The sequence below is a fragment of the Pseudomonas glycinis genome, assembly GCF_054871425.1.
Genome location: NZ_JBTYHF010000002.1, coordinates 236,065 through 261,063 on the forward strand (window position 1 = coordinate 236,065; position 24,999 = coordinate 261,063).

The 24,999-nt window shown below is 61.5% G+C and carries 29 protein-coding genes; 18 read left to right on the forward strand and 11 right to left on the reverse strand.

From position 1 onward, the window contains the following. Positions 1-227 precede the first annotated feature (227 nt). Complete coding sequence (locus ACYSTU_RS05110) at positions 228-845, forward strand: C40 family peptidase (RefSeq protein ID WP_024014657.1); 618 nt, start codon at positions 228-230, stop codon at positions 843-845. A gap of 125 nt (positions 846-970) precedes the next feature. Here ACYSTU_RS05110 and ACYSTU_RS05115 read toward each other — a convergent pair whose 3' ends face one another. Continuing rightward, positions 971-2,005, reverse strand: a complete 1,035-nt coding sequence (locus tag ACYSTU_RS05115) for a type IV pilus twitching motility protein PilT (RefSeq protein ID WP_016772732.1) — start codon at positions 2,003-2,005, stop codon at positions 971-973. 56 nt (positions 2,006-2,061) lie between these two features. Here ACYSTU_RS05115 and ACYSTU_RS05120 point away from each other — a divergent pair, with 56 nt between their 5' ends. From ACYSTU_RS05120 to ACYSTU_RS05160, 9 genes are all read left to right on the forward strand, one after another. Further along, a complete protein-coding gene (locus tag ACYSTU_RS05120; RefSeq protein ID WP_016772731.1) occupies positions 2,062-2,748 on the forward strand; it encodes a YggS family pyridoxal phosphate-dependent enzyme in 687 nt (228 codons plus the stop codon). 23 nt (positions 2,749-2,771) lie between these two features. Then, positions 2,772-3,590, forward strand: a complete 819-nt coding sequence (gene proC / locus ACYSTU_RS05125) for a pyrroline-5-carboxylate reductase (protein ID WP_016772730.1) — start codon at positions 2,772-2,774, stop codon at positions 3,588-3,590. Between the two features lie 11 nt (positions 3,591-3,601). Beyond that, positions 3,602-4,192 carry a YggT family protein gene (locus tag ACYSTU_RS05130; RefSeq protein WP_016772729.1) on the forward strand — a complete coding sequence of 197 codons (591 nt, stop codon included), beginning with the start codon at positions 3,602-3,604 and terminating at the stop codon, positions 4,190-4,192. A 254-nt stretch (positions 4,193-4,446) separates the two neighbouring features. Beyond that, positions 4,447-5,586: a homoserine O-succinyltransferase MetX gene (gene metX, locus ACYSTU_RS05135; protein WP_130888301.1), complete on the forward strand. Its 1,140-nt coding sequence runs from the start codon at positions 4,447-4,449 to the stop codon at positions 5,584-5,586. Between the two features lie 7 nt (positions 5,587-5,593). Next, the gene (metW, locus tag ACYSTU_RS05140) at positions 5,594-6,214 is read left to right on the forward strand and encodes a methionine biosynthesis protein MetW (RefSeq protein WP_024014659.1); all 621 of its coding nucleotides are present in this window, start codon (positions 5,594-5,596) and stop codon (positions 6,212-6,214) included. 26 nt (positions 6,215-6,240) lie between these two features. Then, on the forward strand, positions 6,241-6,675 hold the full coding sequence (locus ACYSTU_RS05145) for a DUF4426 domain-containing protein (RefSeq protein ID WP_016772726.1): 435 nt from the start codon (positions 6,241-6,243) through the stop codon (positions 6,673-6,675). Next, a complete protein-coding gene (gene rdgB / locus ACYSTU_RS05150; RefSeq protein WP_024014661.1) occupies positions 6,672-7,268 on the forward strand; it encodes an RdgB/HAM1 family non-canonical purine NTP pyrophosphatase in 597 nt (198 codons plus the stop codon). Before ACYSTU_RS05145 ends, rdgB begins: the two co-directional genes overlap by 4 nt. Beyond that, a complete protein-coding gene (hemW, locus tag ACYSTU_RS05155; RefSeq protein ID WP_498996560.1) occupies positions 7,265-8,470 on the forward strand; it encodes a radical SAM family heme chaperone HemW in 1,206 nt (401 codons plus the stop codon). Before rdgB ends, hemW begins: the two co-directional genes overlap by 4 nt. A gap of 22 nt (positions 8,471-8,492) precedes the next feature. Continuing rightward, positions 8,493-8,816, forward strand: coding sequence for a DUF3392 domain-containing protein (locus ACYSTU_RS05160; RefSeq protein WP_008083808.1), 324 nt, complete (start codon positions 8,493-8,495; stop codon positions 8,814-8,816). Between the two features lie 132 nt (positions 8,817-8,948). Here the strand turns inward: ACYSTU_RS05160 and trmB are convergent, their stop codons facing one another. From trmB to ACYSTU_RS05180, 4 genes are all read right to left on the reverse strand, one after another. Further along, on the reverse strand, positions 8,949-9,674 hold the full coding sequence (trmB, locus tag ACYSTU_RS05165) for a tRNA (guanosine(46)-N7)-methyltransferase TrmB (protein ID WP_110603636.1): 726 nt from the start codon (positions 9,672-9,674) through the stop codon (positions 8,949-8,951). A gap of 9 nt (positions 9,675-9,683) precedes the next feature. Continuing rightward, positions 9,684-10,478, reverse strand: a complete 795-nt coding sequence (locus ACYSTU_RS05170; RefSeq protein WP_498996564.1) for a thiazole synthase — start codon at positions 10,476-10,478, stop codon at positions 9,684-9,686. 61 nt (positions 10,479-10,539) lie between these two features. Further along, positions 10,540-10,740 (reverse strand): sulfur carrier protein ThiS, encoded by a 201-nt coding sequence (gene thiS / locus ACYSTU_RS05175; RefSeq protein ID WP_038861193.1) that lies wholly within the window; start codon positions 10,738-10,740, stop codon positions 10,540-10,542. A gap of 71 nt (positions 10,741-10,811) precedes the next feature. Further along, positions 10,812-11,192 (reverse strand): DUF423 domain-containing protein, encoded by a 381-nt coding sequence (locus ACYSTU_RS05180; protein ID WP_498996567.1) that lies wholly within the window; start codon positions 11,190-11,192, stop codon positions 10,812-10,814. Positions 11,193-11,266: 74 nt separating this feature from the next. Between ACYSTU_RS05180 and mtgA the strand changes: the two genes are divergently transcribed. After that, positions 11,267-11,989, forward strand: a complete 723-nt coding sequence (mtgA, locus tag ACYSTU_RS05185; RefSeq protein WP_024014666.1) for a monofunctional biosynthetic peptidoglycan transglycosylase — start codon at positions 11,267-11,269, stop codon at positions 11,987-11,989. A gap of 85 nt (positions 11,990-12,074) precedes the next feature. Here the strand turns inward: mtgA and rpoH are convergent, their stop codons facing one another. The 4 genes from rpoH to ftsY form a co-directional block, all read right to left on the reverse strand. Continuing rightward, positions 12,075-12,929, reverse strand: coding sequence for an RNA polymerase sigma factor RpoH (gene rpoH, locus ACYSTU_RS05190; protein WP_016772717.1), 855 nt, complete (start codon positions 12,927-12,929; stop codon positions 12,075-12,077). Between the two features lie 115 nt (positions 12,930-13,044). After that, entirely contained in the window at positions 13,045-14,070 is a 1,026-nt protein-coding gene (gene ftsX / locus ACYSTU_RS05195; RefSeq protein ID WP_122612362.1) for a permease-like cell division protein FtsX, read from the reverse strand. After that, positions 14,067-14,738, reverse strand: a complete 672-nt coding sequence (ftsE, locus tag ACYSTU_RS05200; protein ID WP_476307553.1) for a cell division ATP-binding protein FtsE — start codon at positions 14,736-14,738, stop codon at positions 14,067-14,069. The genes ftsX and ftsE overlap by 4 nt, the downstream gene beginning before the upstream one ends. Beyond that, a complete protein-coding gene (gene ftsY, locus ACYSTU_RS05205) occupies positions 14,735-16,219 on the reverse strand; it encodes a signal recognition particle-docking protein FtsY (protein ID WP_350482209.1) in 1,485 nt (494 codons plus the stop codon). The genes ftsE and ftsY overlap by 4 nt, the downstream gene beginning before the upstream one ends. On the opposite strand from ftsY, the gene ACYSTU_RS05210 reads away from it, so the two are divergent. The 5 genes from ACYSTU_RS05210 (at position 16,218) to ACYSTU_RS05230 (ending at position 21,077) form a co-directional block, all read left to right on the forward strand. Then, a complete protein-coding gene (locus tag ACYSTU_RS05210; RefSeq protein ID WP_016772713.1) occupies positions 16,218-16,412 on the forward strand; it encodes a hypothetical protein in 195 nt (64 codons plus the stop codon). The genes ftsY and ACYSTU_RS05210 overlap by 2 nt on opposite strands. Positions 16,413-16,563: 151 nt before the next feature. After that, positions 16,564-17,919, forward strand: a complete 1,356-nt coding sequence (locus tag ACYSTU_RS05215; protein WP_123441741.1) for a M16 family metallopeptidase — start codon at positions 16,564-16,566, stop codon at positions 17,917-17,919. Further along, positions 17,912-19,402 carry a M16 family metallopeptidase gene (locus ACYSTU_RS05220; RefSeq protein ID WP_498996574.1) on the forward strand — a complete coding sequence of 497 codons (1,491 nt, stop codon included), beginning with the start codon at positions 17,912-17,914 and terminating at the stop codon, positions 19,400-19,402. Before ACYSTU_RS05215 ends, ACYSTU_RS05220 begins: the two co-directional genes overlap by 8 nt. Then, on the forward strand, positions 19,402-20,016 hold the full coding sequence (rsmD, locus tag ACYSTU_RS05225; RefSeq protein WP_016772711.1) for a 16S rRNA (guanine(966)-N(2))-methyltransferase RsmD: 615 nt from the start codon (positions 19,402-19,404) through the stop codon (positions 20,014-20,016). Before ACYSTU_RS05220 ends, rsmD begins: the two co-directional genes overlap by 1 nt. Before the next feature lie 65 nt (positions 20,017-20,081). Continuing rightward, a complete protein-coding gene (locus ACYSTU_RS05230) occupies positions 20,082-21,077 on the forward strand; it encodes a hydrolase (protein WP_498996577.1) in 996 nt (331 codons plus the stop codon). Between the two features lie 119 nt (positions 21,078-21,196). Here the strand turns inward: ACYSTU_RS05230 and ACYSTU_RS05235 are convergent, their stop codons facing one another. After that, complete coding sequence (locus ACYSTU_RS05235; RefSeq protein ID WP_498996579.1) at positions 21,197-22,051, reverse strand: sulfurtransferase; 855 nt, start codon at positions 22,049-22,051, stop codon at positions 21,197-21,199. A gap of 31 nt (positions 22,052-22,082) precedes the next feature. Next, positions 22,083-22,754, reverse strand: a complete 672-nt coding sequence (locus ACYSTU_RS05240) for a TetR/AcrR family transcriptional regulator (protein ID WP_016772708.1) — start codon at positions 22,752-22,754, stop codon at positions 22,083-22,085. A gap of 147 nt (positions 22,755-22,901) precedes the next feature. Here ACYSTU_RS05240 and ACYSTU_RS05245 point away from each other — a divergent pair, with 147 nt between their 5' ends. Continuing rightward, the gene (locus tag ACYSTU_RS05245) at positions 22,902-24,332 is read left to right on the forward strand and encodes a coniferyl aldehyde dehydrogenase (RefSeq protein WP_498996584.1); all 1,431 of its coding nucleotides are present in this window, start codon (positions 22,902-22,904) and stop codon (positions 24,330-24,332) included. A 29-nt stretch (positions 24,333-24,361) separates the two neighbouring features. After that, on the forward strand, positions 24,362-24,907 hold the full coding sequence (locus ACYSTU_RS05250) for a twin-arginine translocation pathway signal protein (protein WP_498996587.1): 546 nt from the start codon (positions 24,362-24,364) through the stop codon (positions 24,905-24,907). The last annotated feature ends 92 nt before the right edge of the window (positions 24,908-24,999 follow it).

A 24,999-nucleotide genomic window follows, 5' to 3' on the forward strand; every position in this document is an offset into this window, starting at 1 on the left:
AGATAAATATTCTTCATTTCTTTGTGACTTTTTTACAGGTGGCCGACGTATGGCAAATGTTACCGTTGCTAGCGCGAAACCCTTGTAGAACCTGACTTCTGTCGGACAATTGCGTACTTTTTGAGCGTTTTTGGTTCCGTAGCCGGCGGAATGAATCGATGAACGGCCTCGGAACGGCAAAAAAAACTGTTATAAAGTTGCGCGCTATCACTTATGAGCCACGCCTAATGCGACCATTTTTCAAGACATGGCTGACTATTTGCCTATTAATGCCACTGGCCGCCCACGCCACCAATCGTGAGCAACGTCTTCCTAACGTCAACGGCTTCACCCCAAAATCCCATGCTTCGGCTCCTTCGAGCAAAAGCAGCAAGAGCAAGACCACCACGCTGAGCAGCAAGAGCCGCAGCAAGCTGGTGCCACCGATGGCGAGCAAGGAAAGCAGCAATGTGCTGAGCCGTGCGGTAAACGTCCTCGGTACACCTTATCGTTGGGGCGGCAGCAGCCCAAGTAAAGGCTTCGATTGCAGCGGTCTGGTGAAATATGCGTTCAACGACGCTACGTTCGACCTGCCACGCACCTCCAATGCCATGGCCAGCGGTCACGGCGAGAAAGTCGAGCGCAAGGATCTGAAGCCGGGCGATCTGATTTTCTTCAACATCAAGAGCCGTCGGGTCAATCACGTTGCCATCTACCTGGGCAACGACCGCTTCATCCACGCCCCGCGCCGGGGCAAAGCGGTGAGCATCGACACGCTGAACAAGCCGTACTGGGAAAAGCATTACGTCGTCGCCAAGCGCGTGTTGCCGAAAGAGCAACAGCAGCTGCGGGTAGTCCAGCGCTAACACCATACCGATCGTTCCCACGCTCCGCGTGGGAATGACTCAATGGACGCTCCGCGTCCGCTTCGGCAGGGACGCAGAGCGTCCCGGGCTGCATTCCCATGCAGAGCGTGGGAACGATCACTCCCTCAAAAGTTATCCGGGGTGCGCGCTTTCTCGCGTGCATGCTCGCGGCTGATCAAGCCCTTGGTGACCAGATCCTTCAGGCACATATCGAGTGTCTGCATGCCCAACGACCCACCGGTCTGAATCGCTGAATACATCTGCGCCACCTTGTCCTCGCGAATGAGGTTACGGATCGCCGATGTCCCGAGCATGATTTCATGCGCCGCCACCCGCCCGCCGCCGATCTTCTTGATCAACGTCTGCGACACCACCGCCAGCAACGACTCCGACAGCATCGAACGGACCATCGACTTCTCGTCGCCGGGAAACACGTCGACCACGCGGTCGATGGTCTTCGCCGCCGAGGTCGTGTGCAGCGTGCCGAACACCAGATGCCCGGTCTCAGCGGCGGTCAGCGCCAGGCGAATGGTTTCCAGATCGCGCATCTCGCCGACCAGAATCACGTCCGGGTCTTCACGCAGGGCCGAGCGCAGTGCAGTGGCGAAGCTGCGGGTATCTCGATGAACTTCGCGCTGATTGATCAGGCATTTGCGCGATTCATGGACGAACTCGATGGGGTCTTCGATGGTGAGAATGTGGTGATGGCGATGGGTGTTGAGGTAATCGATCATCGCCGCCAGCGTGGTCGACTTGCCGGAGCCGGTCGGCCCGGTGACCAGCACCAGCCCGCGCGGCGCATCGGTGATCTTGCGGAAAACATCGCCCATGGCGAGGTCTTCCATGCTCAGCACTTTCGACGGAATGGTGCGGAACACCGCGCCGGCACCACGATTCTGGTTGAATGCGTTGACCCGAAACCGCGCCACGCCGGGTACATCGAAGGAAAAATCCGTTTCCAGATTTTTCTCGAATTCGATGCGCTGGGTGTCGTTCATGATGTCGTAGATCAGATCGTGCACTTGCTTGTGGTCCAGCGCCGGCAGATTGATCCGTCGCACGTCCCCATCGACGCGAATCATCGGCGGCAGGCCGGCCGACAGGTGCAGGTCGGAAGCGCCCTGTTTGGCGCTGAAGGCCAGCAGTTCAGTGATATCCATAGCGTCCCTCAATTCCAGTAGAATGCCGCGAACCTACAGACCGCCGGCGCCTCTTGATGTCCACGATAGCAGACAACATCCTTCAGGTTAGTTCGCGCATCCAGGCAGCGGCCAAAGCTGCGCACCGCGACGAAAACAGCATCCATTTGCTCGCCGTGAGCAAGACCAAACCCGCCCAGGCCCTGCGGGAAGCCTATGCGGCGGGCCTGCGCGACTTCGGCGAAAACTACTTGCAGGAAGCCTTGGGCAAACAGCTGGAGCTGGCCGACCTGCCCTTGATCTGGCACTTCATCGGCCCCATTCAATCGAACAAGACTCGCGCGATTGCCGAGCATTTCGACTGGGTGCACTCCGTGGATCGTCTGAAAATTGCCCAACGCCTGTCCGAACAACGCCCGGCCGAACTGCCGCCACTGAACATCTGCATTCAGGTCAATGTCAGCGGCGAGGCGAGCAAATCCGGTTGCACCCCGGCCGATCTGCCAGCACTGGCCGAGGCCATCAGCGCGCTGCCACGCTTGAAACTGCGCGGACTGATGGCGATTCCCGAGCCGACCGAGGAGCGCGCTGAACAGGACGCTGCCTTCGCCGCCGTACAGGCATTGCAGGCGAGCCTCGCTCTGCCGCTCGACACACTGTCCATGGGCATGAGCCACGACCTTGAGTCGGCCATCGCCCAAGGCGCCACCTGGGTGCGGATCGGTACCGCGCTGTTTGGCGCCAGAGATTATTCCCAGTCTTGAACGTTTCCAGATAAGGACCACACATGAGCAACACACGTATTGCGTTTATCGGTGCGGGCAACATGGCGGCCAGTCTGATTGGCGGCTTGCGCGCCAAAGGTCTGGAAGCGGCGCAGATCCGCGCCAGCGATCCGGGCGAAGACACCCGCGCCAAGGTCAGCGCCGAACACGGCATCGAAACCTTCGCTGACAACGCCCAGGCCATCGACGGCGTCGATGTCATCGTGCTGGCGGTCAAGCCCCAGGCGATGAAAGCCGTGTGCGAGGCGATTCGCCCGAGCCTCAAGCCCAACCAACTGGTGGTGTCGATCGCCGCCGGCATCACCTGCGCGAGCATGACCGCGTGGCTCGGCGAACAGCCAATCGTGCGCTGCATGCCCAATACTCCGGCGCTGCTGCGTCAGGGTGTCAGCGGTTTGTACGCGACCAGCGAAGTGAGCGCCGAGCAGCGCCAGCAAGCCGAAGAGCTGCTGTCCGCCGTCGGCATTGCGCTGTGGCTGGAAGAAGAACAGCAACTGGACGCAGTCACCGCAGTGTCCGGCTCCGGCCCGGCGTACTTCTTCCTGCTGATCGAAGCCATGACCGCCGCCGGCGTCAAACTTGGCCTGCCAAAAGAGATCGCTGAGCAACTGACCGTGCAGACTGCTCTGGGCGCCGCGCACATGGCGGTGTCCAGCGATGTCGACGCCGCCGAACTGCGTCGCCGCGTGACCTCGCCGAATGGCACCACGGAAGCTGCGATCAAATCATTCCAGGCTGGCGGCTTCGAAGCGCTGGTTGAAACCGCACTCGGCGCCGCCGCGCACCGCTCGGCCGAAATGGCCGAACAACTGGGCAAATAAAGGAGCCTTACATGATCGGATTGAACACCGCAGCGGTTTACGTGCTGCAAACCCTCGGCAGCCTGTACCTGCTGATCGTGCTGCTGCGCTTCGTCCTGCAACTGGTGCGGGCGAACTTCTACAACCCGCTGTGCCAGTTCGTGGTCAAGGCCACTCAGCCGCTGCTCAAGCCTTTGCGCCGGATCATCCCGAGCCTGTTCGGCCTCGACATGTCGTCGCTGGTGCTGGCGATTCTGGTGCAACTGCTGCTGATGGCGCTGACCCTGCTGCTGACCTACGGCACCACTGGCAACCCGCTGCAACTGGTGATCTGGTCGCTGATCGGCGTCACCGCGCTGTTCCTGAAGATCTTCTTCTTCGCCCTGATCATCAGCGTGATCCTGTCGTGGGTCGCACCGGGCAGCCACAATCCGGGCGCTGAACTGGTCAACCAGATCTGTGAACCGGCGCTGGCACCGTTCCGCCGCTTCCTGCCGAATCTCGGTGGCCTGGACCTGTCGCCAATCTTCGCTTTCCTTGCGCTGAAATTGATCGACATGCTGGTGATCAACAATCTGGCGGCGATGACGATGATGCCGGAGATTCTGCGTTTGCTGATGTGAGGTGAGAGGGATTGGCGCTCGGCTTGATATGGCGTCGTCTGCGCCCCTCACCCCAGCCCTCTCCCAAGGGAGAGGGAGCCGATTTGTGTTGAGCTCAAGATTGGAGTTCGACTCGCAATTATCAGGTCGGCGCAGTTCGACAGAACACCTTGGTCAGTCCCCTCTCCCTCTGGGAGAGGGTTAGGGTGAGGGCTGCTTGCCGCTAACCCCCCCGGTCTTTAGACTTACGCCTCATTTCAACGAGAGCAGGGTCGATGCCAACTGCCTTTCCCGCCGATTCTGTTGGTCTGGTAACGCCGCAAACCGCGCATTTCAGCGAACCGCTGACGCTGGCCTGTGGCCGTTCGCTGGCCGCTTATGACCTGATTTATGAAACCTACGGCACGCTGAACGCCCAGGCGAGCAACGCCGTGCTGATCTGCCACGCGCTGTCCGGTCATCATCACGCCGCTGGTTATCACAGCGTCGACGACCGCAAGCCCGGTTGGTGGGACAGCTGCATCGGCCCCGGCAAGCCGATCGACACCAACAAGTTCTTTGTGGTCAGCCTGAACAACCTCGGTGGCTGCAACGGCTCCACCGGCCCGAGCAGTATCAACCCGGAAACCGGCAAGCCGTTCGGCGCCGATTTCCCGGTGCTCACCGTGGAAGACTGGGTGCACAGCCAAGCGCGTCTGGCTGACCTGCTCGGCATCCGCCAGTGGGCAGCGGTGATCGGCGGCAGCCTCGGCGGCATGCAGGCCCTGCAATGGACCATCACCTACCCGGATCGCGTACGTCACTGCCTGGCGATCGCCTCGGCGCCTAAATTGTCGGCGCAGAACATCGCCTTCAACGAAGTCGCGCGTCAGGCGATCCTCACCGATCCGGAATTCCACGGTGGTTCGTTCCAGGAAGCGGGCGTGATCCCCAAGCGCGGGCTGATGCTCGCGCGCATGGTCGGGCACATCACCTATCTGTCCGATGATTCAATGGGTGAGAAATTCGGCCGTGGCCTGAAGAGCGAAAAGCTCAACTACGACTTCCACAGTGTCGAGTTCCAGGTCGAAAGCTACCTGCGTTATCAGGGCGAAGAGTTCTCCGGGCGCTTCGATGCCAACACCTATCTGTTGATGACCAAAGCGCTGGATTACTTCGATCCAGCGGCTAACTTCGACGATGACCTGGCGAAAACCTTCGAAAACGCCACGGCCAAGTTCTGCGTGATGTCGTTCACCACCGACTGGCGCTTCTCCCCGGCGCGCTCGCGGGAACTGGTGGATGCGCTGATGGCCGCGCGCAAGGACGTCAGTTATCTGGAAATCGACGCGCCCCAGGGCCACGACGCCTTCCTGATTCCGATCCCGCGCTATTTGCAGGCGTTCGGCAATTACATGAACCGCATTTCGTTGTGAGAAAGCCATGAGAGCTGATCTGGAAATCATCCAGGAATGGATCCCCGCCGGCAGCCGCGTCCTCGACCTGGGTTGCGGTGACGGCGAGCTGCTGACCTGGCTGCGCGACAACAAGAACGTCACCGGTTATGGCCTGGAAAACGACGCCGACAACATCGCCGAGTGCGTGGCCAAGGGCATCAACGTCATCGAGCAGGATCTGGACAAGGGGCTGGGCAACTTCGCCAGCAACAGTTTCGACATCGTCGTCATGACCCAGGCCCTGCAAGCCGTGCACTACCCGGACAAGATCCTCGACGAAATGCTCCGGGTCGGCCGTCAGTGCATCATCACCTTCCCCAATTTCGGCCACTGGCGCTGCCGCTGGTATCTGGCGAGCAAGGGCCGCATGCCGGTCTCGGAATTCCTGCCCTACACCTGGTACAACACGCCGAACATCCACTTCTGCACCTTCGAGGATTTCGAAGAACTGTGCCGCGAACGTGACGCCAAGGTCATTGATCGGCTTGCCGTGGATCAACAGCACCGCCACGGGTGGGCCAGTAAGCTATGGCCTAATCTGTTAGGTGAAATCGGTATCTACCGCGTCAGCAGTCCGCAGTTGGCGGACCACCGAGTCGCGGTCTGAGCCTGGGCATTCGAAGGAGCACGAACATGAGTCGTCTAGCGTTGCTGTTACTCACCGCCTGCCTGAGCGCCAGCGCCATGGCGGCGGACGTCATCAAAGGTGAACGCAAGGAAACCTTCGGCGACATCACGGTGCACTACAACACCTTCAACTCGACGTTCCTGCAACCGGACATCGCCAAGGCTGCCGAGCTGATCCGCAGCAAGAATCAGGGCGTGATCAACGTCTCGGTGGTCAAGGACGGCAAACCGGTGATCGCCAGCGTCACCGGCACGATCAAGGATCTGACCAGCAACAGCGTGGCGCTGAAATTCCGCCAGGTCACCGAACAGGGCGCGATCTACTACATCGCCCAGTACCCGGTGCCGCAACAGGAAACCCGCACCTTTGAAATCAAGGTGCAGAACGGCGACAAGATCAACACCATCAATTTCAACCAAGAACTCTTTCCCGGCGAATGATGAACATCAAGCAGCTCGTACTGGCCAGCCATAACGCCGGCAAACTCAAAGAACTCCAGGCCATGCTCGGCGACTCGGTGCAACTGCGCTCGATTGGCGAGTGGAGCAAGGTCGAACCGGAAGAAACCGGCCTGTCGTTTGTCGAGAACGCGATCCTCAAGGCCCGCAATGCCGCGCGCATTTCCGGGCTGCCGGCACTGGCCGACGATTCCGGGCTGGCAGTGGACTTCCTCGGCGGCGCACCGGGCATCTATTCGGCGCGTTACGCCGACGGCCAGGGCGACGCGGCGAACAACGCCAAACTGCTCGATGCGCTGAAGGACGTGCCGCAAGCTGAGCGCGGCGCGCAGTTCGTCTGCGTGCTGGCACTGGTGCGCCACGCCGATGATCCGCTGCCGATCCTCTGCGAAGGCCTGTGGCACGGGCGCATCCTCACCGCTGCCAGCGGCGAGCACGGCTTCGGTTATGACCCACTGTTCTGGGTGCCGGAGCGCGACTGCTCCAGTGCCGAACTGAGCCCGGCCGACAAGAACCAGATCAGCCACCGCGCCCGTGCAATGGATCTGCTGCGCCAGCGTCTGGGCTTGAAATGACCACTGATTCTTGCGCGTCGTCGCTGATCATCGGCGGCGCCGCGTCCTCGCCTCGGGCACCGCTGCCCACCCTGCCGCCCCTGGCGCTGTACATCCACATCCCGTGGTGTGTACGCAAATGCCCGTATTGCGATTTCAACTCGCACACCGCCAGCCCGGTGCTGCCGGAGCAGGAATACGTCGACGCGCTGCTGGCCGATCTCGACCAGGATCTGCATGCGGTGTATGGCCGTGAGCTGACCTCGATTTTCTTCGGTGGCGGGACGCCGAGCCTGTTCAGCGCCGAAGCCCTCGGACGCTTGTTGCAGGGCGTCGAACAGCGCATCCGGTTCGCAGCCGACATCGAAATCACCCTTGAGGCCAATCCGGGCACCTTCGAGCAAGAGAAGTTTGTTGCTTATCGCAAGCTGGGGATCAATCGCCTGTCGATCGGCATCCAGAGTTTCCAGCAGGAAAAGCTAGAAGCCCTCGGCCGCATTCACAACGGTGACGAAGCCGTGCGTGCGGCGGACATGGCCCGGCAGGCCGGGTTCGATAACTTCAACCTCGACCTGATGCATGGTTTGCCCGATCAGTCGCTGGACGATGCCTTGAGCGATCTGCGCCAGGCCATTGCGCTGAAGCCGACGCACATTTCCTGGTATCAACTGACGCTGGAGCCGAACACGGTGTTCTGGAACCAGCCGCCAGTGCTGCCGGAAGACGACACCCTGTGGGACATTCAGGAAGCCGGTCAGGCGCTGCTGGCCGAGCACGGTTACGCGCAGTACGAAGTTTCGGCGTATGCCCAGGCCAGTCGCCCGGCGCGGCATAACCTCAATTACTGGAGTTTTGGCGATTTCATCGGCATCGGCGCCGGTGCCCATGGCAAGCTGAGTCATCCGGACGGGCGCATCGTGCGCACGTGGAAAACCCGCCTGCCGAAGGATTATCTGAACCCGGCGAAGAGTTTTCAGGCTGGCGAGAAATCGCTGAGCAATGACGAGATGCCGTTCGAGTTCCTGATGAACGCCCTGCGCCTGACTGCCGGGGTCGAATCGCGCCTGTATCCGGAGCGCACCGGCCTGTCGCTGGAGACCCTCGCCGAAGGCCGGCGCGAAGCCGAACAAAGCGGCCTGTTGCAGGTCGAACCGTCACGCCTGGCGGCGACCGAACGCGGCCAGCTGTTTCTCAACGATTTGCTGCAACAATTTCTGAACTGACTTCAGCTCAAAGGGAAAACGCATGGATTTGATACTCGACCTGCTGGCCACCGTCTCCCGCTGGAGCCGCAGCAATCTCTCGGAAATCGCTTTGGCGCTGGTCGGTTGCCTGCTGGTGCTGTTCGGCGCTGACTTCAAAGGCTGGGTCGAGCAACGCCTGGGCAGCATCGCCGGCGCCCTGCGCGTGCCCCTGATGGCCCTGCTCTGCCTGATCGGCAGCGGCGCCGCGCTGATCTACGCCACGCCGTGGGTGATCAAAGGCCTGAGCCAGTTCAACAACTACAGCCTGGCTCCGGTGCTGTTGGTGGTACTGGTACTGATCGGCGTCGTCGCCGACCGCCGCTGACCCCGCAAACACCCCAAAACGAAATGTGGGAGCGAGCCTGCTCGCGAAGTCGTCATGACATCCAACATCATCGTTGATTGTCAGACCGCTTTCGCGAGCAGGCTCGCTCCCACAGTTTTTATTGCGTGATGCTTAAGCGATCTTTTCGAACTTCAGATCCCACACGCCATGGCCAAGACGTTCGCCGCGGCGTTCGAACTTGGTGATCGGGCGTTCGGCCGGGCGCGGGACGCATCTGCCGTCTTCGGCGAGGTTGCGGTAGCCCGGGGCGACGTTCATCACTTCCAGCATGTACTCGGCGTACGGTTCCCAGTCGGTGGCCATGTGCAGAATGCCGCCGACCTTGAGCTTGCTGCGCACCAGTTCGGCGAACGAGGCCTGGACGATGCGGCGCTTGTGGTGGCGGCTCTTGTGCCACGGATCCGGGAAAAACAGCATCAGGCGATCGAGGCTGTTGTCGGCGATGCAGCGGTTGAGCACTTCGATCGCGTCGCAATCGTAGACCCGCAGGTTGGTCAGCCCTTGGGTCAGCACGCCATTGAGCAGCGCGCCGACACCCGGGCGGTGCACTTCCACACCGATGAAATCCTGCTCTGGGGCAGCTGCGGCCATTTCCAGCAGCGAGTGGCCCATGCCGAAACCGATTTCCAGCGAGCGCGGTGCCGAGCGGCCGAACACCTGGTCGTAATCGACCGGCGCATCGGCCAGCGGCAGCACGTACAGCGGCGCGCCCTGGTCCAGGCCGCGTTGCTGGCCTTCGGTCATGCGCCCGGCGCGCATCACGAAACTCTTGATGCGGCGGTGTTGGCGCTCGTCGCCTTCGTCCGGCTGGACAGGCGTGTCGTTCGATTCAGTCATCAATGGCTCTTACTTGATCAGACCATCCAGCGGCGAAGAGGCGCTGGCATAGAGTTTTTTCGACATGCGGCCGGCGAGGTACGCCAGGCGACCAGCGACGATGGCGTGCTGCATGGCTTGCGCCATCATGACCGGTTGCTGGGCGTGGGCGATGGCCGAGTTCATCAATACGGCGTCGCAACCCAGTTCCATGGCGATGGTCGCGTCGGAAGCGGTACCGACACCGGCATCCACCAGCACCGGGATCTTGGCTTCTTCGAGGATGATCTGCAGGTTGTACGGATTGCAGATGCCCAGACCGGAGCCGATCAGACCCGCCAGCGGCATCACGGCGATGCAACCGATTTCGGCCAACTGGCGAGCGATGATCGGGTCATCGCTGGTGTAGACCATCACGTCGAAGCCTTCCTTGACCAGGGTTTCGGCGGCCTTGAGGGTTTCGATCACGTTGGGAAACAGGGTTTTCTGGTCGGCCAGCACTTCCAGCTTCACCAGGTTGTGGCCGTCGAGCAGTTCACGCGCCAGGCGGCAGGTGCGCACGGCTTCGATGGCGTCGTAGCAACCGGCAGTGTTCGGCAGGAAGGTGTAGCGATCCGGCGACAGCACTTCGAGCAGGTTCGGCTCGCCTTCGATCTGGCCCAGGTTGGTGCGGCGCACGGCGAAAGTGACGATCTCGGCACCCGAGGCTTCGATGGCCTGGCGGGTTTCTTCCATGTCACGGTACTTGCCGGTACCGACCAGCAAACGCGACTGGTAAGTACGACCGGCCAGCACAAAAGGCTTGTCGCTACGAACGATGCTCATGGGGAATCCTCTTTAAGGGTGAGGGTCTTGCAGAATTCTGTGCCCTTGCGGGCCGGGACAATCAGCCGCCGCCGATGGCGTGGACCACTTCGACGTTGTCGCCGTCGTTCAACGTGGTGTCGGCATGCTGGCTGCGCGGGACGATGTCCAGATTGAGCTCGACCGCCACGCGACGTCCGGCCAGATCCAGACGGGTGATCAGGCCCGCAACGGTTTCACCGTCGGGCAATTCAAAGGACTCGCCGTTCAACTGAATGCGCATGCACAACGCCGCCATCATTTTTAGGGGCTGGCATTCTAGCCCGATCATGACCTAAAGGTCAGTACCAAGCGTCAAGCGGTTGGCTGCAAGCGCCAGGCGGCGAGGCCGAGGCAAACCCAACCGATGAGAAACGCCAGGCCTCCGAACGGCGTGATGATGCCGAGTTTGCTGATGCCGGTCATGGTCAGCAGATACAGGCTGCCGGAGAACAACACAATGCCGACGGTGAAGGACAGGCCGGCCCAAGTAATCAGGCGCCCCTGAATCTGCGTGGCCAGCAGCGCAACGCCGAACAGCGCGAGTGTGTGCACCAGTTGGTAGGTGATGCCCGTGTGGAAAATCGTCAGGTATTCCGGCGTCAGACGGTTTTTCAGGCCGTGAGCGGCAAACGCACCGAGCGCAACACCGGTGAATCCGAAAAAAGCGGCCAGCATCAAAAAGCCACGCAGCATGGGGAACTCCAGTCAGACGCCATCGGCAGGGTCTGTATAATGGCCCGCTCCACGGGTTCGGCCAAGCCATCTCTATGCTGCGTTCAATTTTCCGTCGTCTCACGAAGGCTCTGCTCTGGTTCGCCGGCGGCAGCGTCTTGCTGGTGCTGGTGTTCCGCTTCGTGCCACCGCCGGGTACGGCGTTGATGGTCGAGCGCAAGGTCGAATCCTGGGTCGACGGCGAGCCGATTGATCTGCAGCGCACCTGGAAACCGTGGGACCAGATCTCCGATGACCTGAAAGTGGCGGTGATTGCTGGCGAAGACCAGAAATTCCCCGAGCACTGGGGCTTCGATCTGCGCGCGATTCAGGCCGCTCTGGCCCACAACGAACTGGGCGGCTCGATTCGCGGCGCCAGCACCTTGAGCCAGCAGGTGTCGAAAAACCTCTTTCTCTGGTCGGGCCGCAGTTATCTGCGCAAAGGCCTGGAGGCGTGGTTTACCGCGCTGATCGAGGTGTTCTGGCCCAAGCAGCGGATTCTTGAGGTGTACCTGAACAGCGTCGAGTGGGATGACGGCGTGTTTGGCGCTGAAGCGGCGGCCCGCCACCACTTTGGCGTGAGCGCGAAGTCATTGTCGCGCCAGCAGGCGAGTTATCTGGCCGCCGTACTGCCCAACCCACGGGTGTGGAGCGCGAGTCATCCGACCGGTTATGTATCGCGACGTGCCGGGTGGATTCGGCAGCAGATGAGTCAGTTGGGCGGGGACAGTTACTTGCTCGGGCTGAATGATTCGCGACGGGCGCCTTGGGCTGAATAACACCCACATGGGTTTTGCGTAAAGCCAGAAATAAAAACGCCCCGACCATCGCTGATCGGGGCGTTTTTTATTGCTGATGCGCCGGTTACGCGGCGATCGACAACTTGAGCTTGTTCATCGCGCTCTTTTCGAGCTGACGGATTCGCTCGGCCGACACGTTGTACTTCTGCGCCAGGTCGTGCAGCGTGGCTTTCTCTTCTGCCAGCCAGCGCTGGTAGAGGATGTCGCGGCTACGCTCGTCCAGCACTTCCAGTGCTTCGTGCAAATTGGTGTTGGAGTTGTCGCTCCAGTCGGCATCTTCCAGTTGACGCGCCGGGTCGTACCGGTGGTCTTCCAAGTAGTTGGCCGGCGACTGGAAAGCGCTGTCGTCGTCGGCCTCAGCAGCCGGGTCGAAGGCCATGTCATGGCCGGTCAGGCGGCTTTCCATTTCGCGCACTTCACGTGGTTCGACGCCAAGGCTTTCCGCCACACGGTGGACTTCCTCGTTGTTCAGCCACGCCAGACGCTTCTTCTGGCTGCGCAGGTTGAAGAACAGCTTGCGCTGGGCCTTGGTGGTCGCGACTTTCACAATACGCCAGTTGCGCAGGATGAACTCGTGAATTTCCGCCTTGATCCAGTGCACGGCGAACGACACCAGACGCACGCCCATTTCCGGGTTGAAGCGCTTGACGGCCTTCATCAGGCCGACGTTACCTTCCTGGATCAGGTCAGCCTGAGCCAGACCGTAGCCGGAATAGCTACGGGCAATGTGTACGACAAAACGCAGGTGGGCGAGCACCATCTGCCGAGCCGCCCCCAAATCCTGCTCATAGTAGAGACTCTCGGCCAGTTCACGCTCCTGCTCCGGCGTCAGCAATGGAATGCTGTTGACGGTGTGCACATAGGCTTCCAGGTTCGCACCCGGAACCAGCGCATACGCAGGTTGCAAAGAATTGGTCATACGAAAAAACCTCCCACTCACATACTCGTGCCTCTCGGCACTGCGAAAAATTGACCGGGAACTCAGGTACAAGTTCCCATAAAAACCGCAAGGTCAATCACGCGCAAAAAAGATTCTACTTCGGCGCCAGCTCCCTGAGATGACGTGCGACTGCAATCCATGCACCGATATAACCCAACAGCACCGCGCCAAGCAAGAGCGACAGACCGTCGGCCACTGGCACGCCGGCCAGGGCAAAATCACTGCCGTACAAACCGGCCAGTCCGACCACCGCATCGTTCAGCCAGTTCAGGCCGAACGCCAATACACCCCAGGACAACAGCCCTGCACCGAAGCCATACAACGCGCCCATATACAGGAAAGGGCGGCGCACATAACTGTCAGTGCCGCCGACGAGTTTAATCACTTCTATCTCGGTGCGGCGGTTTTCAATATGAAGACGAATGGTATTGCCTATCACCAAAAGTAATGCAGACACCAACAACACCGTCAGACCGAAGACAAAGCGGTCGCCAAGCTTGAGGATGGCGGCCAGACGCTCGACCCAGACTAGATCAAGTTGCGCCTGTTGTACCTTCGGCAGCTCGGAAAGTTTTTGTCTTAATGCTTCGAGTGTCGGCTTGTCGACTTCGTTCGGTGTCACCAGCACCACACCCGGCAACGGGTTGTCAGGCAGCTCACGCAGGGCTTCGCCCAGGCCGGACTGCTGCTGGAATTCTTCCAGCGCCTGATCGCGGCCGACATATTCGGCATCAGCGACGCCGGGCATGCCTTTGATCTGCTCACGCAGCGCTTCACCCTGCTCCGGGCTGGCGTCGAGTTGCAGGTACAGGGAAATCTGCGCCGCGCGCTGCCAGGAACCGCCAAGACGCTCAACGTTGTTGAGCAACAGCGACAGCCCCATCGGCAGACTCAAAGCAACGGCCATCACCATGCAGGTGAAGAAGCTGCCGATAGGCTGTTTGCCGAGGCGGCGCAGGCTGTCGAGCAGGCTGGCGCGATGGCTTTCGATCCAGGCGTGAAACAGCGTGGCGAAGTCCGGGCCGTCGTCATCGTCGTGTTTTTTCTTCTTCTGCGGTTGCGGGTCGGCGGCCTTCGGGGCCACGCGCTCGGAAACCTTCGGACTGCGTGTCGCACTCATACCCCGGCCTCCCCGTCGCCGATCAGGCGGCCGCGTTGCAGGGTCAGCATGCGATGACGCATGCGCGCGATCAGTGCCAGGTCGTGACTGGCGATCAGCACGCTGGTGCCCAAACGGTTGATGTCTTCGAACACGCCCATGATCTCCGCCGCCAAGCGCGGATCGAGGTTACCGGTCGGTTCGTCCGCCAGCAGCAAGGCCGGGCGATGGACGATGGCGCGGGCAATGCCGACGCGCTGTTGCTGACCGGTGGACAGGTCGCCCGGGTACAGATCGGATTTTTCCGACAGCGCCACGCGCTCCAGCGCCGAATCGACGCGCTTGGCGATCTCGACCTTGGACAGGCCGAGGATTTGCAGCGGCAAGGCGACGTTGTTGAACACCGTGCGATCAAACAGCAACTGGTGATTCTGGAACACCACGCCGATCTGTCGGCGCAGGAACGGAATCTGCGCGTTGCTGATGGTGCTCAGGTCTTGCCCGGCGAGCAGCAATTTGCCGCTGGTCGGCCGCTCCATCGCCAGCAACAGGCGCAACAGCGTGGATTTACCGGCACCGGAGTGACCGGTGACAAACAAGAACTCGCCACGACGGACTCGAAAGCTCAGCTCATGCAAGCCGACGTGACCGTTCGGGTAGCGTTTACCGACCTGTTCGAAACGAATCATGAACGCTCCCGCTCGGCAAACAGCGCCTGGACAAAGGGTTCGGCTTCAAAGGTGCGCAAATCGTCGATGCCTTCACCGACGCCGATGTAGCGAATCGGCAAGCCGAACTGCTTGGCCAGGGCGAAAATCACCCCGCCCTTGGCGGTGCCGTCGAGCTTGGTCAGCGCCAGGCCGGTCAGTTCGACGGTCTGGTTGAACTGCTTGGCCTGGTTGATGGCGTTCTGGCCAGTGCCGGCGTCGAGCACCAGCAGCACTTCGTGCGGCGCGTCGGCGTCGAGCTTGCCGATCACCCGGCGAACCTTTTTCAGCTCTTCCATCAGGTTGTCTTTGGTGTGCAGGCGACCGGCGGTGTCAGCGATCAGCACGTCGATGCCACGGGCCTTGGCCGCTTGCACGGCGTCGAAGATCACCGAAGCGGAATCAGCGCCGGTGTGCTGGGCGATCACCGGAATCTTGTTGCGCTCGCCCCAGACCTGCAATTGCTCCACGGCCGCAGCTCGGAAGGTGTCGCCGGCCGCCAGCATGACTTTCTTGCCTTCCAGTTGCAGCTTCTTCGCCAGTTTGCCGATGGTGGTAGTTTTGCCGGCGCCGTTGACGCCAACCACCAGAATCACGAAAGGCTTGTTCTGCGAGGCGATTTTGAGTGGCTGTTCAACCGGCTTGAGCATCGCGGCCAATTCGGCCTGCAAGGATTTGTACAAGGCGTCGGCGTCGGCCAGCTCCTTGCGTGCGACTTTCTGGGTCAGGCGCTGGATGATCTGCGTCGTAGCCTCGACACCGACGTCGGCGGTCAGCAGTCGGGTTTCGAGGTCGTCGAGCAGGTCATCGTCGATGGTCTTGCGCCCGAGGAACAGGCTGGCCATGCCCTCGCCGATGCTGGCGCTGGTCTTCGACAGGCCTTGCTTGAGACGGGCGAAGAAGCCGGCTTTGGTTTCTTCGGTGCGCGGGGTTTCGACGGGCGCTTCTACAGGTGCTTCGACCGGCACGATCGGAGTGATAACCGGCGCAGCGGCAAGCGGTGCGGGCTCAGGCTCGGACGGCGGAACAACCGGGGCGGCGGGTTCAGAAATGATCGGCGCTGGCTCGACAACCGGCTCAGGCACAGGCTGCGCAGCCACTTCGGCAACCGGCGCAGGAATCACTGGCGTCACATGCGGCGCTGCTTCTTCAACCAGCGCGACCGGTTCTTCTGCCACTGGCAGGGTCAGCCACGGCTCGGCGGCGGGCGTCAGCGGCAACTCGGCAGCGGCCGGGGTTTCGGGCTCGGCGTCAACCTCCGGTTGCAGCACCGGCTCGGCGATCGGCAGCACAATCGGCGCCGGCTCTTCTTCTATTACAGGTGCTGGCGCGGGGGCCGGCTCAGGAATCGCGGGCGGCTGTTCGACGACGGGTTCTTGCGGTTTCTTCCGCAGCCATCCGAACAGGCTTTTCTTCTCGCCAGCCGCAGCTGGGCTCTTCTTGTCGTCGTTGGAACCAAACATGGAGGACGGCTATCTCACGGTAGCGACGCGCCAACAGGGCGCCCCGGCAAATAAATATTCGATGCAGAACAGACTGTGTTTCACCCAGCTTGTTCACGCGCAACATTTTGTCGAGGCACCGAAGGCACCTCAAACTTCAATTAACACGAAGGACTGGAGCGGCATCGTCGGCGAAAACGCGCAGTACAGATGAAAAACTGCTGCTATCCGCGACAAACCCATACAGCCTGACCGGGTATCGAAACCTGATAGGCGTGGCCGCCAGTAAAACGGATCAGTATCCTAGCACCCTCTCGCCCGCTGACGCTAAGACCAAGCGGGCAGCCCAACAGGTTGAAAAACGAATGAATGCTCTTGCCCGCCGCGCTGCTGGCCTGCTGCTCAGCGCAGTCTGCCTGCCCCTTTCGGCCCTGGCGGCCGACCCGCAACCGACCCATGAATTCACCCTCGACAACGGCCTCAAGGTCGTCGTGCGCGAAGACCATCGTGCGCCGGTGGTCGTTTCGCAGATCTGGTACAAGGTCGGCTCCAGCTACGAGACTCCGGGCCAGACCGGTCTGTCCCACGCGCTCGAGCACATGATGTTCAAGGGCAGCGAAAAAGTCGGCCCCGGCGAAGCTTCGCTGATCCTGCGCGACCTTGGCGCCGAAGAGAACGCCTTTACCAGCGACGACTTCACTGCTTATTACCAGGTGCTGGCTCGCGATCGCCTCGGCGTGGCCTTCGAGCTGGAAGCCGACCGCATGGCCAACCTGCGCCTGCCGGCCGACGAGTTCGCCAAGGAAATCGAAGTCATTAAGGAAGAGCGCCGCCTGCGCACTGATGACAAGCCGATGTCCAAGGCTTACGAGCGCTACAAGGCCATGGCCTACCCGGCCAGCGGTTACCACACGCCGACCATCGGCTGGATGGCTGACCTCGACCGCATGAAAGTCGAGGAACTGCGCCACTGGTACCAATCCTGGTACGCGCCGAACAACGCCACGCTGGTGGTGGTCGGTGACGTCACTCCGGACGAAGTGAAAACCCTCGCCCAGCGTTATTTCGGCCCGGTCGCCAAACGCGACGTGCCACCGGCGAAAAAACCGCTGGAACTGGCCGAGCCCGGCGAACGCCAGATCACCCTGCGCGTGCAGACCCAACTGCCGAGCCTGATGCTTGGCTTCAACGTGCCGAGCATTGCAACCGCTGAAGACAAACGCTCGGTCAACGCCTTGCGCCTGATCTCGGCGCTGCTCGACGGCGGCTACAGCGGACGCATCCCGGCGCAACTGGAACGCGGCGAAGAGCTGGTCTCCGGCGGCTCGTCGGACTATGACGCCTACACCCGTGGCGACAGCCTGTTCACCCTGTCGGCCACGCCGAATACGCAGAAGAAAAAGACCATCGCCCAGGCCGAAGCCGGCTTGTGGAAACTGCTTGAGCAACTGAAAACCACCGCGCCGTCTGCCGAAGAGCTGGAACGCGTCCGCGCTCAAGTCATCGCCGGCCTGGTCTACGAGCGTGATTCGATCACCAGCCAGGCCACCGCGATCGGTCAACTGGAAACGGTCGGCCTGTCGTGGAAACTGATGGACACCGAACTGGCCGATCTGGAGAGCGTGACCCCGCAAGACATCCAGAACGCCGCGAAAAAGTATTTCACCCGCGAACGTCTCAGCGTCGCCCACGTCCTGCCAATGGAGACGACTCATGAGTGAGCGCAAAACCCCACGCCTGATGCTGCTTGGCCTGATTGCTGTCGCAGTGATCGGCTCGGCAGCGGTTTATTTGTCGCCAAGCGCTGACAGCAAGGCCAGCGAAGCACTGGATAACGCCAAGTCCAGCCAGAAACTGCAATCGCTGGCCGAACTCGACGGCAAGGCTCCGGCCAGCCGCAAGCTCGACGTACAGACCTGGAACACCGCTGAAGGCGCGAAAGTGCTGTTCGTCGAAGCCCATGAGTTGCCGATGTTCGACATGCGCCTGATCTTCGCCGCTGGCAGCAGCCAGGATGGCAACGTCCCCGGCCTCGCGGTGCTGACCAACGCCATGCTCAACGAAGGCATTGCTGGCAAAGACGTCGGCGCCATCGCTCAAGGCTTTGAAAGCCTCGGCGCCGACTTCGGCAACGGTGCGTTCAAGGACATGGCGCTGGCTTCGCTGCGCAGTCTGAGCGCACCTGAGCAGCGTGAACCAGCGTTGAAGCTATTCGCCGATGTGGTCGGCAAACCAACCTTCCCCGCCGACTCCTTCGCGCGCATCAAGAACCAGCTGCTCGCCGGTTTCGAGTACCAGAAACAGAACCCCGGCAAACTCGCCAGCCTGGAGCTGATGAAGCGTTTGTACGGCGATCACCCATACGCGCATTCCAGCGATGGCAATGCCCAAAGCGTGCCGAAGATCACGGTCGAGCAATTGCGCGAGTTCCACGCCAAGGCCTACGCCGCAGGCAACGCTGTGATTGCACTGGTCGGCGACCTGTCGCGAGCCGAAGCCGAGGCGATCGCCAATCAGGTCTCCTCTGCCCTGCCGAAAGGCCCGGCACTGGCGAAAATCGCCGCACCGCAGGAACCGAAGGCTAGCGTCAACCACATCGAGTTTCCGTCGAAACAGACCAACCTGATGCTCGCGCAACTGGGCATCGATCGCGACGATCCGGATTACGCCGCGCTGTCGCTGGGCAATCAGATCCTCGGCGGCGGTGGTTTCGGTACGCGCCTGATGAGCGAAGTGCGCGAGAAGCGTGGCCTGACCTACGGCGTGTATTCGGCGTTCAGTCCGATGCAGGCCCGTGGCCCGTTCATGATCAATCTGCAGACCCGCGCCGAGATGAGCGAAGGCACCCTGAAACTGGTGCAGGACGTGCTCGCCGACTACCTGAAAACCGGGCCGACACAGAAAGAACTCGACGATGCCAAGCGCGAGCTGGCCGGCAGCTTCCCGCTGTCCACCGCGAGCAACGCCGACATCGTTGGCCAGCTCGGCGCGATGGGCTTCTATAATCTGCCGCTGAGCTATCTCGACGATTTCATGCGTCAGTCGCAAAGCCTGACCGTAGAGCAAGTCCGCGACGCCCTGAACAAACACCTGAGCACGGAGAAAATGGTCATCGTCACCGCTGGCCCGACCGTGCCGCAAAAGCCGTTACCGGCCCCATCTGATAAACCTGCCGAGCAACCGCTCGGGGTTCCGGAGCATTAATGGCCACTCGAGCACCGAAAAAACCTGTGCAAAACGTGCACAACGGCGTGAACCAGCTGCGCATCATTGGCGGCCAGTGGCGCAGCCGCAAGCTGAGCTTTCCCGACGCACCGGGCCTGCGCCCGACCCCGGATCGCGTGCGTGAAACCCTGTTCAACTGGCTCGCGCCGTATGTCGAAGGGGCGAAAGTGCTCGACCCGTTCGCCGGCAGCGGCGCGCTGTTTCTCGAAGCCCTGTCCCGTGGCGCGGCCACGGCCCAGGCGCTGGACGCCAGCAACGTTGCGGTTTCCAGCCTGAAAGAACACCTCGGCACCCTGCGTTGCAGCAACGGCCAGGTGCAAACCGCCGATGCGCTGCGCTACCTGGAAACCCAGACCGCGACGCCGTTCGATCTGGTGTTCCTCGACCCGCCGTTCAACCAGAACCTGTTGCCAGCGGTTTGTACCTTGCTGGAAGAGCGCCAATGGCTGGCGGCCGATTCGTGGATCTACACTGAAAGCGAAACAGCGCCATCGACGCTGGGCCTGCCGGGCAACTGGCGCCTGCATCGTGAACAGAAATCCGGTCGGGTTTTTTACGCGCTGTGGCAGCGCACGGCGGACATCGCCGGCTGACAAGGTCGCAAGCAACCTGCGGCGAGGGGGCAAGCTTCCTCGCCACAAGCCCATCGAGAATCATCGTGCCCCCTTCGCCAGAACGCTTCATCCCCGCCTTCGGCCTCGGCAATCCACATCTGCAAACCCTGTGGGGGCCGCTGTGGCGCAAGACTGTGCACATCGAGCGCGAACGCGAACGCCTGTGGCTCGAGGACGGCGACTTCCTCGACCTCGACTGGCACGGCCCGCACAGCGCCGAGGCGCCGTTGGTACTGGTGCTGCACGGTTTGACCGGCTCTTCCAATTCGCCCTATGTGGCGGGCATTCAAAAGGCCTTGGCCGACCAGGGCTGGGCCAGCGTCGCGCTGAACTGGCGCGGTTGTTCCGGCGAGCCGAATCTGTTGCCGCGCAGCTACCACTCCGGCGCCAGCGAAGACCTTGCCGAAGCCATCCAGCACCTGCGCGCGAAACGACCGTTGGCGCCGTTGTACGCGGTCGGCTATTCGCTGGGGGGTAATGTGCTGCTCAAGCATCTGGGCGAAACCGGCAGCAACAGCGGTGTGCTCGGCGCGGTGGCGGTGTCGGTACCGTTCCGTCTCGATCAATGCGCCGATCGCATTGGCCAAGGGTTTTCGCGGGTGTATCAGGCGCACTTCATGCGAGAGATGGTCGCCTACATCAGGAACAAGCAGCGTCAGTTCCAGCATGACGGGCGCGAAGACGGCCTGGCGAAACTGGCCGCGCTCGGCTCGCTGGAGAACATGCGTACGTTTTGGGATTTCGACGGCCGGGTTACCGCGCCGCTGCATGGCTTCAATGATGCCGAGGATTATTACCGCCGCGCCTCGAGCCGCTACTACCTCGGCGAGATCCGCACGCCGACGCTGATCATTCAGGCGGCGGACGATCCGTTCGTATTTCCCCACAGCCTGCCGCAAGCCGACGAGTTGCCAGCCTGCACCCGGTTCGAATTGCAGGCGCGTGGCGGTCATGTCGGTTTCGTCGACGGCTCGGTGCGCCGGCCCGGGTATTACCTTGAGCGGCGTATCCCGCAATGGCTGGCCGCACTCGGTCAATGAGCGCCGCATATCCCTTGCAGGAGTGAGCCTGCTCGCGATCGCGGTGTGTCAGTCTGGAAATTCAATGCCTGACAGGACGCCTTCGCGAGCAGGCTCGCTCCCACATGGGATCAGCGATGTTATTCGCCGGTGGCAATGCCGCGCGGCGGTTCGTTGATCCATTCGCTCCACGATCCGGCATACAGCGCACCCAGCGGGTAGCCGGCCAGGCACAGTGCAAACAGGTTGTGACACGCCGTCACCCCGGACCCGCAGTAGGCGACCAGTTCCGACGGTGAGCGATCGCCCAGTTTCGCGGCAAAGCGTTGCTTGAGCTGCTCGGCCGGCAAAAACCGTCCATCACTGCCGAGGTTGTCGGTGAACGCCGCGCACTGCGCGCCGGGAATATGCCCGGCGACCGGATCGATCGGTTCCATTTCGCCCTTGAAGCGCGGCAAGGCGCGGGCGTCGAGCAGGGTCAGGGTTGGCTGGCCGAGGCGTTGTTGCAATTGTTCGGCGCTGAGCAACAGGCTCATGTCCGGCTGACCACTGAAGCTGCCCGGCGTCACGCTCGGCGGATCCAGGCTCAGCGGCAGGCCGGCGGCGTGCCAGGCTTTGAGCCCGCCATCGAGAATGAATACGCCGTCGCGCTTGCCCAGCCATGCCAGCAACCACCACGCCCGCGCCGCGTATGCACCCGGGCCGTCGTCATACAGAACCACATCGCTGTCGTTGCTGATGCCCCAGGCTCGCAGGCGTTCGATCAGCGCCGCCGGCTCGGGCAACGGATGACGCCCGGTCACGCCCTTCTCGACTTTACCGCTCAGATCCCGTTCCAGATCGGCGAAACTCGCCCCGGCAATGTGCCCTTCGGCGTAGCTGCGCTGGCCGTAATCCGGATCTTCGAGGGCAAAACGACAATCAAGAATCACCAGCCGCGGCTGCTCTTTGCGAGCGTCCAGTGCTTGTGGGCTGATCAACTGCGCAATCGACATAACGGGCTCCTGTGGAATTCGGCTGAACGGTTTATTTCACGTCTTCAAGGGCCTGCGCCAGCGGCACGTAGAACTCGTCGAACAATGCGTTGACTTCATCCCGCGCCTGATCGGTAACAAACCCTGCTTCCAGCACCAGCACCTGATACACGCCACGCTTCACGGCCTGTTCGCTGAGGTGGTTGGAGTTTTCCCGCGTGGTGCACAGAAAACGCACCCACGAGGTCAGGATGATCCACGCATTGAGGGTCAGCGATTCGATCTGCACGCGATCCATTTTCAGGATGCCGGCGGCGACAAAACCTTCGTAGATTGCGGCCCCCTGGATCACGCAGCGCTGGGAGAAACGCCGATAACGCGCGGCCAGTTCCGCATCGCTGTCGAGCAGATGCTCGAGGTCGCGGTGCAGAAAGCGGTAGCGCCACATGGCCGAAAGCAGTTCCTTGAGATAGAAACGCTTGTCCTCGACGGTCGCCGGGCGGCCCTGAGGCGGACGCAGAAAGCTGTCCACCAGGGCTTCGTACTCACTGAACAACACGGCGATGATCGCCTGCTTGTTGGGGAAGTGGTAGTACAGGTTGCCCGGAGAAATCTCCATGTGCGCGGCGATGTGGTTGGTGCTGACGCTGCGCTCGCCCTGCTGATTGAACAGCTCCAGGCTGTTCTGAACGATGCGCTCGCTGGTTTTTATTCGTGGGGCCATGGCTTGAGCTTTAATTCAGAGTGCGTAGACGGCGCATCTTACGACCTAACCGGAAATGGATAAAACACTGACGTGCGCGGAAGTCGTTTGACTTTCTAGAGCTTAGACTCTAAAAAGTGCCCACTACAATAAAATCCGGAGCCCGCGATGACTGCCGACATTGCCTACCTGCAAACGCTGCAACAGCCTCTTGAAACCCTTGATCGGCAGTTCCAGGCACAACGCGCCGCGTACGCCGCCAACCCGATGCCACCGGCCGCACAGCGGCAACAATGGCTCAAGGCTTTGCGCGATCTGCTCAGCGCTGAGCGGCAGGCATTGATCGACGCGATCAGCGCCGATTTCAGTCACCGCAGCGCCGACGAAACCCTGCTCGCCGAGCTGATGCCGAGCCTGCACGGCATTCACTACGCCAGTCGTCACCTGAAAAACTGGATGAAGCCCTCGCGACGCAAGGTTGGCATGGCGTTCCAGCCTGCTTCGGCGAAGGTGGTTTACCAGCCGCTGGGCGTGGTCGGCGTGATCGTGCCGTGGAACTACCCGCTGTATCTGGCCGTGGGGCCGATGGTCGGCGCCCTGGCTGCCGGCAATCGGGTGATGCTCAAGCTCAGCGAGTCCACCCCGGCCACCGGGCTGCTGCTCAAAGAACTGCTGGCGCGAATCTTTCCCGAAGACCTGGTTTGCGTGGTGCTGGGCGAAGCGGATGTCGGCGTGGCGTTCTCGCGTCTGCCTTTCGATCACTTGCTGTTCACGGGCTCCACCAGCGTCGGCAAACACGTCATGCGCGCTGCGGCGGAAAACCTCACGCCAGTGACGCTGGAACTGGGCGGCAAGTCGCCGGCCATTGTCTCCACAGACGTACCGCTCAAGGACGCCGCCGAACGCATCGCCTTCGGCAAGACCCTCAACGCCGGGCAGACCTGCGTCGCGCCTGACTATGTGCTGGTGCCGGAAGACCGCGTCGGCGCTTTCGTCGAGGCCTATCGTCAGGCTGTGCAAGGCTTCTACCCGACCCTGGCCGACAACGTCGACTACACCGCGATCATCAACGAACGCCAACTGGCCCGGCTGAACGGATACGTCAGCGACGCGACCAGCAAGGGCGCGCTGCTGATCCCGCTGTTCGAACAAGGCCAGGGCCGACGCATGCCGCACAGCGTGCTGCTCAATGTCAGCGATGAAATGACCGTGATGCAGGACGAAATCTTCGGCCCATTGCTGCCAATCGTGCCCTACCGCGATCTGGAGCAGGCATTCGCTTACATCAATCAGCGGCCTCGTCCTCTGGCTCTTTACTACTTTGGCTACGACAAACGCGAACAGCATCGCGTACTGCACGAGACCCATTCCGGCGGCGTATGCCTGAACGACACCTTGTTGCATGTGGCTCAGGACGATATGCCCTTCGGTGGCATCGGCCCCTCGGGCATGGGCCATTACCACGGCCACGAAGGTTTCCTGACCTTCAGCAAGGCCAAGGGTGTGCTGATCAAACAGCGCTTCAACGCGGCCCGGCTGATCTACCCGCCCTACGGCAGATCGATTCAGAAACTGATTCAGAAACTGTTCATCCGCTAAACGTTCGTCGACGCCGGGTAATAACAACAATGCACCCAAGCCTGACCGAAACACCCGCCCTGTCGCGCCGTGGCCTGCTGAAATTCAGCCTCGGCGCCAGCGCGTTTCTCGCCACCGCCGGCCTTGGCGCCAGCCTCACCGGCTGCTCGTCGAGCGTCAGCGCTAACGGCTTTGTCGTTTTGCGCGACGGCGATCTACTGTTCCTGCGCGCGCTGATCCCGGCAATGCTCGACGGCGCCGTTGCCGCCGGGGAAATGCCCGCAGCGGTCGACGGCACGCTGAAGTCGCTGGACTACAGCCTCGATCACGTGTCGCCGGAAATGCTCAAGCTCACTCGGCAACTGTTCGACGTGCTGGGCATGGCCGTGACCCGTGGCCCGCTCACCGGCATCTGGGGCAGTTGGGAAAACGCCAGCCCTGAAGCGATGCGGCATTTCCTCGAACGCTGGGAGAACAGTTCACTGAGCTTGCTGCGCATGGGCCATAGCTCATTGCAGCAGATGGTGATGATGGCCTGGTACACCCGCGCCGAATCCTGGGCGCATTGCGGTTATCCCGGGCCGCCGAGGGTCTGAAACCGGGGCGCGGCCTTCGCGAGCAGGCTCGCTCCCATATTTGAAATGCATTCCCCTGTGGGAGCGAGCCTGCTCGCGAAGGGGCCAGCCGC